This is a genomic window from Rhizorhabdus antheiae (assembly GCF_049889055.1).
Lineage (GTDB): Bacteria > Pseudomonadota > Alphaproteobacteria > Sphingomonadales > Sphingomonadaceae > Rhizorhabdus.
This window is the reverse complement of the sequence record NZ_JBLTWO010000002.1, coordinates 1-13,821: the sequence shown is the minus strand read 5'-3', so window position 1 is coordinate 13,821 and position 13,821 is coordinate 1. Positions and strand designations below refer to the sequence as shown.

The following is a 13,821-nucleotide window of genomic DNA, read 5'->3' as shown; positions in this document are numbered from 1 at the left end:
CCGTCAGAGCCAGGGGCGCTCGGCCGCCATCTTCTGCTCATAGCCCGATATGGCGACATCGCGTGCCATCGTCATGCCGACCTCGTCGAGGCCGTTGAGCAGGCAATATTTGCGGAACGGATCGATCTCGAAGGTGAAGCGGTCCTGGAAGGGCGTCGTCACCGACTGCTGGTCGAGGTCGATCGCGATCGGGTGGGTCTTCGCCACTTCGAGCAACCGGTCGACCGCTTCCTGCGGCAGGACCACCGTCAGGATGCCGTTCTTGAACGCATTGCCCGAGAAGATATCCGAGAAGCTCGGTGCGATGACCGCTTCGACACCCATGTCGGCCAGCGCCCAGGCGGCATGTTCGCGGCTGGACCCGCAGCCGAAATTGTCACCGGCGATCACGATGTTCGCGCCGGCATATTCGGGATTGTCGAACACATTGCCCGGCTGCGCGCGGATCGATTCGAATGCGCCCTTGCCGAGCCCCTTGCGGGTGATCGTCTTCAGATAGGGCGCCGGGATGATCACGTCGGTGTCGACATTCTTCAGGCCGAGCGGATAGGCCCGCCCCTCGATCTCGCGGATCGGATTCATCATTCGGCTCCTTCGGGAAAGGCGGGCAGCTTCGCGACGTCGCGGGGATCATGCTGGATGATCGACACCGCCTTCAGCGAAGCGCCGAGCTTGCGGAAACGGTCCATCGCCGCCAGCGAATCGGCGCGGTCGACGTTGAAGGTCGGAACGCCATCGCTGTCGAGATTTTCGTGGAAATGCGCGACGTCGCCCGACAGCAGAACGATCCGCCCGCTCGGCAGGCGCACGAGCAATCCATGATGCCCCGGCGTATGCCCGCCGAGGGCGATCATCACGACGCTGCCGTCGCCGAACAGGTCCTTGTCGCCCTCGACGCCCTCGACCTTGGCGCCGTCCGCCAGCCAGGGCGCGATCGGCCTGCCGACCGCCGGGTCGGCGCGCGCGACCTTGAGGTCCCCTGCCCCGATGACCAGCTTGGCCTTAGGAAAGTCAGCGGCCTGGCCGGTGTGGTCGAAATGATAATGACTGATGCCAACCAGGCCGATCTGCTCGGGCTTGACCCCGATCTGCGCCAGCTGCTCGACGATCGTCCGGTCGAGCCGCGCGTTCATCGGCTGGCTGGGATCGGCCTTCGCACCGCGCGCGGACGCCGGAAGCCCGGTGTCCCACAGCATATAGGCATTGCCATCCTTGATCAGGTAGCAGCTGCCGACCAGCTCGCGCGTCTGCCCGGTGTAGGACTGCGTGTCCGAGAAGATGTTGAGCTGGTTGACGCTCACCTTCCCGCAATCGAGCCGCCACAGCTTCTCGACGGTGCCGGGCGTGGCTGCAGCCGCGCCACCGGCCCACAGGCCGATAGCCGCTGCGACCGCGAGCGTGCGGATCATCCGAGCGGTTCCAGCGTGCGAACGTCCGCCAGCCGGCCGGTCACCGCCGCCGCCGCCGCCATCGCCGGCGAGACGAGATGGGTGCGCGCACCCGGACCCTGGCGGCCGACGAAATTGCGGTTTGAGGTCGAGGCGCAGCGTTCGCCGGCGGGAACCTTGTCGGGGTTCATTGCCAGACACATCGAGCAGCCCGGCTCGCGCCATTCGAAGCCCGCATCGATGAAGATGCGATCGAGGCCCTCTTCCTCGGCCTGGCGCTTGACCAGGCCCGAGCCCGGCACGATCAGCGCCTGGCGGATGTTCGCCGCGACCTTGCGGCCCCGCGCGATGTCGGCGGCAGCGCGAAGATCCTCGATCCGGCTGTTGGTACAGCTGCCGATGAAGACATGCTGGACCTCGACCTGCTCGATCGGGGTTCCGGGGGTCAGGCCCATATAGTCGAGCGACTTCTGCGCGGCGATCTGCTTGGACGCGTCGGCGAAGCTCGACGGATCGGGCACGACGCCCGTCACCGGAATGACGTCTTCCGGGCTGGTGCCCCAGGTGAGGCTCGGCGCGATGTCGGCCGCGTCGATCACGACGACCTTGTCATAGCTCGCCCCCGCGTCGGTCGGCAGCGTCTTCCACCAGGCGAGCGCCTTGTCCCACTCGGCCCCCTTCGGCGCCATCGGCCGGCCCTGGATATAGGCAAAGGTCGTCTCGTCAGGCGCGATCAGGCCCGCGCGCGCGCCGCCCTCGATCGACATGTTGCAGACGGTCAGACGGCCTTCGATCGACATCTCGCGGAAGACGTTGCCGGTATATTCGATGACATAGCCCGTGCCACCGGCGGCGCCGATCACGCCGATGATGTGCAGGACGACATCCTTGGGCGACACACCCAGGCCCAGCTTGCCCTCGACGCGCACTTCCATCGACTTGGACTGGGCGAGGAGCAGCGTCTGGGTCGCCATGACATGTTCGATCTCAGACGTGCCGATGCCGAAGGCGAGCGCGCCGAGACCACCATGCGAAGCGGTATGGCTGTCGCCGCAGACGATCGTGGTGCCGGGGAGCGAGAATCCCTGCTCGGGGCCGACGACATGGACGATGCCCTGCTCGGCATCGGTCGCGTCGATGTAGCGAACGCCGAACTCCGGCGCGTTCTTCTCCAGCGCGGAGAGCTGCGCAGCCGATTCGGGATCGGCGATCGGCACGCGGCGCCCCTCGGCATCGAGCCGCGGCGTGGTCGGAAGATTATGGTCCGGCACCGCCAGCGTCAGGTCGGGCCGGCGCAGCTTGCGTCCCGCGACGCGCAGCGCCTCGAACGCCTGGGGACTGGTGACCTCGTGAACGAGGTGGCGATCGATATAGATAAGGCAGGTCCCGTCGTCGCGGCGCTCGACGACATGGGCGTCCCAAATCTTCTCGTAGAGGGTGCGTGGCTTGCTGGACATGCGCGCCGATCTAGCCAACGGCGCGATAATGTCAAAGCAGACTGATCATCATCTCCGAAAGTTGCGCTTTTCGCATGTGCCGCAAACTTTCCGTGCAGCGGTGACGCGCGAACGCCAGCCGTCGACCGACGAGGCTTCGCCTACGCACAAAAGCTAAAAAGTTCTATTTGTCGAGCTCCATCCAGTCCTTGAACGGCTGGTTGTAGAGCATGTCGAGCACCTCCAGCTGCATGCCGGTCGGCTCGACCGCCGTGGAGTTCCACAACATCGCGACGCCCGACTTCAGCAGGGGGTCGAAGATGATCAGTGAACGATAGCCGTCGACGGCGCCGCGATGACCGATCACCTCGCGCCCCTGATAGTGCCAGATGCGCCAGCCGAGACCGTAAGACGCATCCTTGAGCGACTGGTCCAACTCGCGCTGGCGATGGATCGAATAGGTGCGGATGCGCGGGCTGTGGATCTCGCGCAGCACCTTGCGCGACAGCACGCGCGGCGCGCCGCCCATCTGCGCCCGCATCCATATGCCGAGATCGATGATCGACGAATTGATCCCGCCCGCAGCCGGCGTGCGATAATAGGCGTCCGCCACCTTCAATTCACGGCGACCCTGGTGCGGAGGCGCCCAATTATCGGAGGCTTCCAGCTCGGCGCGGCTGAGCGTCGCCGAGGTCATGCCCAGCGGGCGGAACAGCATGCGCTGGACCAGATCGGCATAGGTCGCGCGCCCCGCCCGCTCGGCCGCCTCACTCGCGGCGTCATAGGCGATATTCTGGTAGCTGTAGCATTTGCCCGGCGGGCACAGCAGCGGGATCTGGTTCAGGCGGCTCCGTATCTCCTTCGGGTCGCGGCCATCCTCCAGGTCCTGATCATAGGCGTTCTTCCAGATGCCCAGGCTCTGCGAGAGAAGATTGTCGAGCGTCGCCACATCCTGCGCATTCTCCGGCAGCTTGAGCGATGGCGCCCAGCGCGACACCGGATCGCGCAGCGACAGCATCTTGCGCTCGGCCATCTTGGCGATCAACGTCGATGCCACACCCTTCGACACCGACGCCCAGCGGAAGACGGTGTGCGCGTCGACCGGATGCCCGTTCGGCCCGTCGCTGGTCACGCCATAGCCCTTGGCGAAGCTGATCTCGCCATTCTCGACCGTCACGATCGCTACGCCGACGACGGCTTTCTTCTCGGCCAGCCGCCGCATCCGGCTATCGAGGCGCGCATAGTCGATGCGGCGGGGGCCCGCCTTGCTGATGCCGATGCGGCTGAGGTCGACCGACAGCCGCTCGGCGCCGGACTTGGGCGCATCGCTGACGCGGCGAAGATATATGCCACCGGCAGCGATGAACGCGATCAGTACCGCCAGGAAGACGACACCCGCGACCACCAGTCCCCGCTCGATCTGGATGACGGTGGCCACCGGCTTCTCGCTCGGCGGCATGTCGGGGCGGGCGGGCTTGACCTTGTCGGATGTCACGGTGCGAAGGGAACCTGCGGAATGATCGAACAACGGCCTTGATCGGGGGCAGAGGACACCCTGCCGCTCGACAGCCAACAATCCCCCCATGCACCATCGCATCCATCGCCGGAAGGCCCGGCTTCATCGCATGGCCGTTTCGACGCCCCCGTCCACCGCAGCCGGCCTCGCCGATGCGAGTCCGCCCGGAAAAGCACCGATTGCGGATGTAATCCGTTGACCTCTCACGCCCTTTTGGACATGCATCCGGCAACGGGAGGATGGGATGATCAAGGAACTGGCTGAAATCGACATCAAGCCGGGACAGGAGCGGGATTTCGAAGCCGCCGCCGCCGTCGCCAAGGATCTCTTTCTCGCCTCGAAGGGTTGCCTCGCTTTCCGCCTGCACCGGTCGATGGAACAACCCAGCCGCTATCGCATGTTCGTCGAGTGGGAGACAATCGAAGACCATATGGTCGAATTCCGCAACTCCGATGCCTTCCTGCAGTGGCGCCGGCTGTGCGGCCCCTTCTTCCAGAACCCTCCGCGGGTCGAGCATCTGACGGTCATCGTCGAAGGCAAGACCCACGACGAGTCGGCCGACGCTTTGGCTGCGGAGTAGGCCCGCGCCACTCCAGAGCGGCCGGTCCGAGCGACGTTAACCAGTAAAGTTCGACTAATTGACGCCCCGCGTCTGCGAAGGAATTTTTCATCTCTGCACGTCATGCTGTAAAGGCGCCGACCTGTACGAGTGGAGTTTGCTTCGATGCCGGATGTCCGGCTTGATCCCAGCTGGTCGCACGAACTGCTCGCCTTGCAATCGATGGCGAGCACGATCGAAAGCGATCTCCGAGAGCTGATGCAGCTCGTGGTCGAGCGCGCGCTGCGCATGGTGCTAACCGCCAGCGGCGCGATGATCGACCTGTGCGATCTCGACGAGCGCGAATGCCGGGCCGCGAGCGGGGCCGCCGCAGCCTATTTCGGTCAGCGCCAACCCGTCACCGGCGAACTTTTCCGTCAGTGCATCGATGGAAAGCGCGGCCAGCTGTGCCGCGACACTCAAGCCGATGATCGTGTGGATGCGGACTTCTGCCGCAAGGCGGGGATCGGATCGATCATCCTCGCACCGATCCTTTACGAGGGCAGCGCCGTCGGTACGTTGAAGCTGTTCGGTCACGAGGCCGATTGCTTCGGTGACGAGGAATTTCTCGTCGCTCAGTTGCTGGCAGGCACGATCGTGACCGGACTGGCGGCGCTGGAACGCGACGATGCCTATCGTGCGCTCGAACATATGGGCAAACGCTTCCGCGCGACCTTCGAGCAGGCCGCCGTGGGCATGGCGCATGTCGGGATGGACGGCAGCTTCCTGCTGGTGAACGACAAATTCTGCGAGGTCATCGGGCGATCGCGCGCCATGTTGCTGAACAGCAGCTATCAGCAGATCACCCATGAGGCCGATCTGGAAGCGGATGTCCGCCATGTCGAGGCCCTGCTGTCGGGCCGTTCGACGTCCTATATGCTCGAAAAGCGCTATATCCGGTCGGACGGCAGCGCGGTGTGGACCAATCTGACCGTGTCGCTGGTCCGCGACGAGCACGGCAAGCCAGAGTTTTTCGTCGCCGTCGTGGAGGATATCGGACAGAGAAAGGCGGCAGAGCAAAGGGCTCTGCACGATCCGCTGACCGGCTTGCCGAACCGCCGCTGGCTGATCGAACATTTCAAGAGCGAGTTCGGCCGCAAGCCCGGTCGCCCGACGGTCATCGCCTATCTCGATCTCGACGGCTTCAAGGCGGTCAACGACCGCTACGGCCATGCAGAGGGGGACCGATGCCTGTCGGACGTCGCCGCCTGCCTGGAGCGATCGATGCGTTCGCAGGACTCGATCTGCCGGATCGCCGGTGACGAGTTCGTCCTGCTGATGCCCGACATCGACCGCGAGCGAGCTCTTGAGATCATTGCGCATTTCCAGGCAGAGATTGCCGACCTATGCCGCCTGCGCCCCTGGTCGATCGGCGTCAGCGCGGGCGCCGTGATGATCGACGGCAAGGCCTATCCACACTGGGATGACATATTGGAGGCCGCCGACAAGCTGATGTACGAAGCCAAGCGGTCGGGGGAAGGCAACACCATCTTCCGCTATGCCGGCGAGACCCTCGCCGCCGCCTGATCCGGCTCAGATCGTGGCGTGGCGACAATAGCGGACACATTCGCAATCCGCGCATCCCCGTCCCTCGGACGCCTGAGAGCAACGCTCGAATCGATCGAGCGCGATCTGCCATCGCTGCAGGCCCGAGCCCGTCGCGGCTGACGCGATGGCGCTATCCAGAGCCTGCCGCGCCAGCTTCCGCAGAAACACATGCTGTTCGACATCCGTCGCCATGATCGATCGTCCCCACAACGCCCCAGCTGGCGTGTAGAGGAGCTTTGTTGCTGCCTCTCTACGTAAACATACGAGGCTTCGCCGTAAGCCGTTTTCGTCGAGCCTGATACGGGCGAAAGCTCGCGTTGCGACCGGGCAATGCAACCGGGGTCGGGCAAAGGTCCGATCGCTCCATAATGGCGCGAACTTCGGTGGCGAGGTGCCGCCAGCGGACCTACGCAATGCTGGCGCGGCAACTGAGAGGGATCGAGAAATGGCGAGCATCAACGGAACGTCCGGCGACGACGTTCTGATCGGCGATGACCTCGATTTCTTCGGTAATGGCGGCGCTGACACGATCCGGGGCGCCGGCGGCAACGATCTCATCGACGGGCGCGGCGGAACGAACCTGCTATTCGGCGACGAAGGCGATGACATCTTCCGGGTTTCGCCGATTGCGGTCCCTACCCTGGCGCCGGAGTCAATGATCGATGGAGGAGGCGGAACGGACACGCTGGATCTCGGTAATTCCCCTCTGTTGCTGACCATCTCGGCGAACAGCGATCAGAGCCTGATAGTCACGACATCCGGACATCCGGCTGGCCATCTTGTTGGATCGGCTGTGGATATCGAACGGCTTATCCTGAGCCAAAGCAGCGTTGTGCAGTTGGGCAGTACGACCCGATCGCTCACCATCCTTTCCAGCGAACAGTTTTCGAACGGCGGGGCCGCGATCACAGCTGGCAGCGGCGACGACACGATTATCGGCGGATCGGGTGATGAGTCGATCCGTTACGTTGGCGGTAACGATCAGATCGCAGGAAATGGCGGCTTGGATCAGCTTTCTCTGATCAACGCTCTGTCACCCGTTCCTGCCACGGTAACTTTTGATGGCGGAAGCGGCCGGGACGATCTGATCATCTCATCAGCAGCCCTTGGGGGTAACGGCGCGCTGATCGACATGACACAGGGCCTCGCCACGATCGGCGCGCTGACCGTGAATTTCGAAGGCGTGGAGCGGGTGTTCGTCGGTGGTACCGGCACATCCGAACTCTCAACTGTGGTAGGAAGTGCCGGCAACGACCATCTCGCCGTGCAGGTTCTGGGTGCCCTGCCGGGAAGCGTCGAGTTTTTCGGGCGCGCCGGCAATGACTATCTGATCGGCGGTACCAATGGGGACAAGCTCTTTGGCGAAGCCGGCGACGATCAGTTGTTCGGCGAGGGCGGCAATGATCAACTAGTGGGCGATATCGGCGACGACACGATTGGCGGTGGCGGCGGGAACAACAGCATCGATGGCGGGGCCGGTAACGACTATCTCTATGGTGGGGGTAGCCCGACCTCGCGCAACACGTTTGGCAGCGACACGATTATAGGCGGGTCGGGGGCCGATCATATCTATGGCAACGATATTTTCGTCGATGTTGCCGGCAGCATCGGCAACCCCAACCCTCTCGATCAGGGCGATTACATCGACGCGGGGGACGACAAGGACTTTGTCGACGGCAACGGCGGCGATGATACGATCCTCGGCGGCGGTGGGGCCGACCGGCTGCGGGGCAGCAACGGCAATGACAGCATCGACGGCGGCGATGCCCCCGACCAGATCAACGGCAATGAAGGCAATGATACGATCCTGGGCGGCGCCGGCAATGACATATTGCGTGGCGGCAAGGACGATGATCTGCTGATCGGCGGCCTCGGCAACGACATCATGACCGGCGACCTCGGCAATGACACGCTCAGGGCCGGCGCCGGGGTCGACATACTCACCGGCGCAGACGGCGCGGACCTGTTCGATTTTTCGGCCGGCGACGCAGCCATCATCGACCCTTCGGGCTATGTCTCGGCCGTCCTCGATTTCACCGGCGGCACCGATCGTCTGAAGCTGGGTTTTTCGGTGGCTTCCGACGCGGTCCTGCAAGGCGGAAGCACAGCGACGGTCGCCGCAGCGCAGACCATAGCGCAGACGCTGCTGGCCGGGCACGCCGGGACGACGGATCTCGCGGTCGTGCAGGTCGGTTCGGACAGCTACCTGTTCTACAACGCAGCGGGGACCGCAGATACGGTCACCGCCGTCATCCAATTGGCCGGGATTCAGGGGACGAGCATCGCAAGCGACAGCTTCGTCGCGTGATCTCCCGACGAAGGAGAAGCGACCTTCCGTCGGAACGTAAAGCGGCGGGCCCTATTTCTTAGTCAGAGTGAAGCCGACTCTCGCGGTCTGGATCGATGGGACCGCTTGCCCGCCCGCGTCTATCGCTGCTGTGGGCTGATAATGCTGCCTGAGATAGCCGCAGGCGGACTCGCTCATCAGTTCGAACGCCCGCTTGACGCGCTTTGCGTCAACCAAACCTTCCGGGACGAACGGCGTGCAATCTCCTATCGCGCCAGCCGTATCGACCGTTATGGCGAGGTAGACAGCGGCAGGCTCCGGCATGCCCGCTGGCAACTCCTTCCGCATCACCAAGACATCTATCATGGAAGGTTTCGGGAGCGGCGCCGGCGGCCCATCGGGTATCCAGAAGCTAATGACGTTGCGATAGACAGAATGGACCGGCGTACCCTCGGGATCGAAGGTGGGTTTGAACCGCGCCCTATTCATGAGCATCCGACAGGTTCGCTCGTCCAGATCGTCCCACCCACTCGTGTATTCGATCTCGCATCGCAGGGGCCTACCGGACGGCAAGACCGTCAGCCGAAAGCCGGTATGGCCGGACCTCTCTTTGCGTAGCGCCCTCAATGGAGAGTGTTCTGGCGGCACCCAGTTTGTCGGGCCGATCGGCTGAGGCGCCGCTACTACAGCGAGTGCAAGCAGCGGCCCCAGTATCGCCATATCTTCAGATCAACCCGGCGAGCGGGCTCGACGGGTCGGCGTACATGCGGCGCCCCATCCGGCCAGCGCGATAGGCCAGGCGGCCGCTCTCGACCGCAAGCTTCATTGCCGACGCCATCATCACCGGGTTCTTGGCCTCCGCGATGGCGGTGTTCATCAGCACCCCCGCGCAGCCCAGTTCCATCGCCGCCGAGGCCTCCGACGCGGTGCCCACGCCCGCATCCACCAGCACGGGCAGCTTGGTGCCCTCGACGATCAGGCGGATCGTGACCTTGTTCTGGATGCCGAGGCCCGAGCCGATCGGTGCGCCGAGCGGCATGATCGCCACCGCGCCTGCATCCTCCAGCCGCCTGGCCGCGATCGGATCGTCGACGCAATAGACCATCGGCTTGAAGCCCTCCCTGGCGAGGATCTCGGTCGCGCGCAGCGTCTCGACCATGTCGGGGTAGAGCGTCTTGGCTTCGCCCAGAACCTCGAGCTTGACCAGCTCCCAGCCACCCGCTTCCCGCGCGAGGCGGAGCGTGCGGATCGCCTCCTCGCCAGTGTAGCAACCAGCCGTGTTCGGCAGATAGGTGATCTTCTTCGGGTCGATGAAGTCGGTCAGCATCGGCGCCTTGGGATCGGATATGTTGACCCGGCGAACCGCGACGGTGACGATCTCCGCGCCCGACGCCTCGACCGCCGCCGCATTCTGGGCGAAGTCCTTATATTTGCCCGTGCCGACGATCAGGCGAGACCGGAAAGTCTGCCCCGCCACCGTCCAGCTGTCGTCGTCCACCGTCACGCCATGATCTCCGCCACCCACGAAATGGACGATCTCGAGTTCGTCCCCGTCTTCGAGCCGCACCTGCCCCAGCGTCGAGCGGGGGACAACCTCCAGATTGCGTTCGACCGCCACTTTCACCGGGTCTAGCCCCAGATCGAGGGCGAGCTCCGCGATGGTGAGGCCAGCGGGCACCCGGCGATGTTCGCCGTTGATGCGGAGCTGGATCGTGCCGTCGGGATTGGTCATGCGGTCTCCAATGCGCTTTGCGCTTTGCGTCGGGGCACCATATAGGGAGGCGGCTCGCACCCTCGCAATGGAAAGGCAAGCCGCGTGGCGGATCGTCCGGTCATCTATGTCCTAAACGGACCGAACCTCAACATGCTTGGCACGCGCGAGCCCGAAATCTACGGCAGCACCACGCTCGACGACATCGCGGCGATGCTCGAGGACCGCGCCCTCGAACTGGGGGTGGAGATCGACATGCGCCAATCCAACCATGAAGGCCATCTGGTCGACTGGATCCAGGAAGCGCATGCGCGCGGGGCCAAGGCCGTGCTGATCAATCCCGGCGCCTATACCCATACGTCGATCGCGCTGCACGACGCGATCAAGGGCGTATCGGTGCCGGTGATCGAGGTCCATCTGTCCAACCCGCATGCCCGCGAAAGCTTCCGCCATGTCAGCTATGTCGGGCGCGCGGCGAAGGGCTCGATCATGGGTTTCGGGGCGCATTCCTATATGCTGGCGCTGGACGCAGCCGCGCGCATCTGACAATGGCGTCCGCCACGAGACGAATTTTCTGGAAGAATTAACGCTATGGCCGATCAATCGCAGGGGAAAACAATGCAGGTCGACCCGGAACTGGTGCGCCAGCTCGCCGTACTTCTCGATGATACCAACCTGACCGAGATCGAGGTTCAGGACGGCGAACGCCGGATCAAGGTCGCCCGCAACGTGACCGTCGGCGCCGCCCCCGCTTATGCCCTTCCCGCCGCCGCGCCTGCGCCCGTCGCAGCCCCGGCCCCGGCGGCCGCGGCTCCGGTCGAGGCGACCGGCGATCATCCCGGCGCGGTCAAGTCGCCGATGGTCGGCACCGCCTATCTGACGCCGGAGCCCGGCGCGAAGAACTTCGTCAGCGTGGGCGACAAGGTGTCCGCCGGCCAGACGCTGCTGATCGTCGAGGCGATGAAGGTGATGAACGCCATCCCCGCGCCGCGCGCGGGCACGATCAAGGCGGTGCTGGTCGAGAACGGCCAGCCTGTGGAATATGACCAGCCGCTCGTGATCGTCGAGTAACGACGGTGGCGATAACCAAGGTCCTGATCGCCAATCGTGGTGAGATCGCGCTCCGCATCCACCGCGCCTGCCACGAGATGGGCATCCAGACGGTCGCGGTCCATTCGACTGCCGACGCCGATGCGATGCATGTGCGCCTTGCCGACCAGTCGGTCTGCATCGGCCCGCCGGCGGCGTCGGAGAGTTATCTCAACATCCCGAACATCATCGCGGCAGCGGAGATATCGGGCGCGGATGCGGTGCACCCCGGCTACGGCTTCCTGTCGGAAAATGCGCTGTTCGCCGAGATCGTCGAATCGCACAACCTCATCTGGATCGGCCCGAAGCCCGAGCATATCCGGACGATGGGCGACAAGATCGAGGCGAAGACGACGGCCGCCAAGCTCGGCCTGCCGCTCGTTCCCGGTTCGCCGGGCCCGCTGACCTCGCTGGAGGAGGCGAAGGAGATCGCCGCGCAGATCGGTTATCCGGTCCTGATCAAGGCGGCCTCCGGCGGCGGCGGACGCGGCATGAAAGTCGTGCCCGACGAAAGCCAGCTCGAGACGCTGATGGCGCAGGCCGGCTCCGAGGCGAAAGCCGCGTTCGGCGACGCGACGGTGTATATGGAGAAGTATCTCGCCGACCCGCGCCACATCGAGTTCCAGGTGTTCGGCGACGGCAATGGCAATGCGATCCATGTCGGCGAGCGCGACTGTTCGCTGCAGCGCCGCCACCAGAAGGTCCTCGAAGAGGCCCCCTCGCCCGTCCTGACCCATGCGCAGCGGACCGAGATGGGTGACATCGTCGCCCGCGCGATGGCCGATATGGGCTATCGCGGCGCCGGCACGATCGAATTCCTCTACGAAAATGGCGAGTTCTACTTCATCGAAATGAACACCCGCCTGCAAGTCGAGCATCCGGTGACCGAGGCGATCACCGGTCTCGATCTGGTCCGCGAGCAGATCCGGATCGCCGAAGGCAAGCCGCTGTCGGTGACCCAGGCCGATCTCGAATTCCGCGGCCACGCGATCGAGTGCCGCATCAACGCCGAGGACTGGCGCACCTTTGCCCCCAGCCCCGGCCTGGTGAAGACCTTCCACGCGCCGGGCGGCATGCATGTGCGCGTCGATAGCGGTCTTTATGCCGGCTATCGCATTCCGCCTTACTACGACTCGATGATCGCCAAGCTGATCGTCTATGGCCGCGACCGCGAGGGTTGTCTGAAGCGCCTGCGGCGTGCGCTGGAAGAGTTCGTGATCGAGGGCGTCAAGACGACGATCCCGCTCCACCAGGCCTTGCTCGACGACCCCGACTTCCAGAAGGGCGCGTATACGATCAAGTGGCTGGAGAAGTGGCTGGCCGAACAGGACGACGCCTGACCGGCGAGCGCGACCTTTCGAGGCTGATCGCCTCGATGGCGCCGGTGCTGCACGACAGCCGCCACGCGATCCGCGCGATGGACGTCGGGGAGTCCCCCTCCATCGACGTCTTCGCCCTGATCCGTGAGGAGGAGGGCTGGACGATCGTCCTGCCCGACCCGGCCGGCGACTGGGCGCGGATCAGTCTGACGGTCCATTCCGATCTGGCGGCCGTAGGCCTGACCGCCGCAATCTCCGGCGCGCTCGCCGCAGCCGGGATTGCCGCCAATGTCGTCGCAGGTTTCCGCCACGATCATATCCTGGCTCCCTGGGCGCGCCGGCAGGAGGCGCTCGACATTCTCTATTCGCTCGGAGACGACGCATGAAAGCCACCATCTGGCACAATCCCCGCTGCTCCAAATCGCGTGAGGCGCTGGCGATCCTCGAAACGACGCCCGGCATCGAGGTCGAGGTGGTCGAATATCTGAAGACGCCCCCGTCGCGCGCGGCGATTGCGGCGATCTATGCCAAGGCCGGCATGTCGCCCGCCGAAGGGCTGCGCAAGGCCGAAGACGGCGCCAAGGCGCTCAAGGGCGCCAGCGACGATGCGATCCTCGACGCGATGGCGGCCGATCCGATCCTGATCGAACGGCCGCTGGTGGAAACCGACAAAGGCGCCCGGCTCGGCCGCCCGCCCGAGAAGATCCGCGAGATTCTTTGAAAGACGCTATCATACAGACCACTCAGCGAAAAAGCGCCACTTTGGATCATTGCTGCAAAGCCTTGTTGTGTCAGATGATCGCGATCGTCTAACCCTCTCATCGGATCGGGGCGACGGGGACTGAATGATCATTGGTATTGACCTTGGCACGACTAACAGTGCCGCTGCAGCTTGGGTGGATGGTCAGGCCGTTCTGATCCCCAATCGC

At 64.4% G+C, this 13,821-nt stretch carries 14 protein-coding genes; 8 read left to right on the top strand and 6 right to left on the bottom strand.

Going from position 1 to position 13,821, the window contains the following annotated elements:
• Nucleotides 1-3 precede the first annotated feature (3 nt).
• The 4 genes from leuD to ACNI3R_RS04370 form a co-directional block, all read right to left on the bottom strand.
• Entirely contained in the window at nt 4-582 is a 579-nt protein-coding gene (gene leuD / locus ACNI3R_RS04385) for a 3-isopropylmalate dehydratase small subunit (protein WP_426181432.1), read from the bottom strand.
• The gene (locus ACNI3R_RS04380; protein WP_426180293.1) at nt 582-1,409 is read right to left on the bottom strand and encodes an N-acyl homoserine lactonase family protein; all 828 of its coding nucleotides are present in this window, start codon (nt 1,407-1,409) and stop codon (nt 582-584) included. Before ACNI3R_RS04380 ends, leuD begins: the two co-directional genes overlap by 1 nt.
• Nucleotides 1,406-2,845 (bottom strand): 3-isopropylmalate dehydratase large subunit, encoded by a 1,440-nt coding sequence (gene leuC, locus ACNI3R_RS04375; protein WP_426180291.1) that lies wholly within the window; start codon nt 2,843-2,845, stop codon nt 1,406-1,408. Before leuC ends, ACNI3R_RS04380 begins: the two co-directional genes overlap by 4 nt.
• Before the next feature lie 163 nt (nt 2,846-3,008).
• Nucleotides 3,009-4,319: a serine hydrolase domain-containing protein gene (locus tag ACNI3R_RS04370; protein WP_426180289.1), complete on the bottom strand. Its 1,311-nt coding sequence runs from the start codon at nt 4,317-4,319 to the stop codon at nt 3,009-3,011.
• A 265-nt stretch (nt 4,320-4,584) separates the two neighbouring features.
• Between ACNI3R_RS04370 and ACNI3R_RS04365 the strand changes: the two genes are divergently transcribed.
• The 3 genes from ACNI3R_RS04365 (at nt 4,585) to ACNI3R_RS04355 (ending at nt 8,794) form a co-directional block, all read left to right on the top strand.
• Complete coding sequence (locus tag ACNI3R_RS04365) at nt 4,585-4,920, top strand: antibiotic biosynthesis monooxygenase family protein (protein WP_426180287.1); 336 nt, start codon at nt 4,585-4,587, stop codon at nt 4,918-4,920.
• Between the two features lie 144 nt (nt 4,921-5,064).
• Nucleotides 5,065-6,465, top strand: coding sequence for a sensor domain-containing diguanylate cyclase (locus tag ACNI3R_RS04360; RefSeq protein WP_426180285.1), 1,401 nt, complete (start codon nt 5,065-5,067; stop codon nt 6,463-6,465).
• Between the two features lie 466 nt (nt 6,466-6,931).
• Entirely contained in the window at nt 6,932-8,794 is a 1,863-nt protein-coding gene (locus ACNI3R_RS04355) for a calcium-binding protein (RefSeq protein ID WP_426180283.1), read from the top strand.
• 51 nt (nt 8,795-8,845) lie between these two features.
• Here the strand turns inward: ACNI3R_RS04355 and ACNI3R_RS04350 are convergent, their stop codons facing one another.
• Together ACNI3R_RS04350 and thiS are read right to left on the bottom strand one after the other, a co-directional pair.
• The gene (locus ACNI3R_RS04350; RefSeq protein ID WP_426180281.1) at nt 8,846-9,493 is read right to left on the bottom strand and encodes an energy transducer TonB; all 648 of its coding nucleotides are present in this window, start codon (nt 9,491-9,493) and stop codon (nt 8,846-8,848) included.
• A gap of 4 nt (nt 9,494-9,497) precedes the next feature.
• Entirely contained in the window at nt 9,498-10,505 is a 1,008-nt protein-coding gene (gene thiS / locus ACNI3R_RS04345; RefSeq protein ID WP_426180279.1) for a sulfur carrier protein ThiS, read from the bottom strand.
• Nucleotides 10,506-10,589: 84 nt separating this feature from the next.
• On the opposite strand from thiS, the gene aroQ reads away from it, so the two are divergent.
• The 5 genes from aroQ (at nt 10,590) to arsC (ending at nt 13,613) form a co-directional block, all read left to right on the top strand.
• The gene (gene aroQ, locus ACNI3R_RS04340) at nt 10,590-11,030 is read left to right on the top strand and encodes a type II 3-dehydroquinate dehydratase (protein ID WP_426180277.1); all 441 of its coding nucleotides are present in this window, start codon (nt 10,590-10,592) and stop codon (nt 11,028-11,030) included.
• Between the two features lie 72 nt (nt 11,031-11,102).
• On the top strand, nt 11,103-11,555 hold the full coding sequence (accB, locus tag ACNI3R_RS04335) for an acetyl-CoA carboxylase biotin carboxyl carrier protein (protein WP_426180275.1): 453 nt from the start codon (nt 11,103-11,105) through the stop codon (nt 11,553-11,555).
• Nucleotides 11,556-11,560: 5 nt separating this feature from the next.
• Nucleotides 11,561-12,913 (top strand): acetyl-CoA carboxylase biotin carboxylase subunit, encoded by a 1,353-nt coding sequence (gene accC / locus ACNI3R_RS04330; RefSeq protein ID WP_426180274.1) that lies wholly within the window; start codon nt 11,561-11,563, stop codon nt 12,911-12,913.
• Nucleotides 12,886-13,278, top strand: a complete 393-nt coding sequence (locus ACNI3R_RS04325; protein WP_426180272.1) for an ACT domain-containing protein — start codon at nt 12,886-12,888, stop codon at nt 13,276-13,278. The genes accC and ACNI3R_RS04325 overlap by 28 nt, the downstream gene beginning before the upstream one ends.
• Nucleotides 13,275-13,613 carry an arsenate reductase (glutaredoxin) gene (arsC, locus tag ACNI3R_RS04320; RefSeq protein ID WP_426180271.1) on the top strand — a complete coding sequence of 113 codons (339 nt, stop codon included), beginning with the start codon at nt 13,275-13,277 and terminating at the stop codon, nt 13,611-13,613. Before ACNI3R_RS04325 ends, arsC begins: the two co-directional genes overlap by 4 nt.
• Nucleotides 13,614-13,821: the final 208 nt, after the last annotated feature.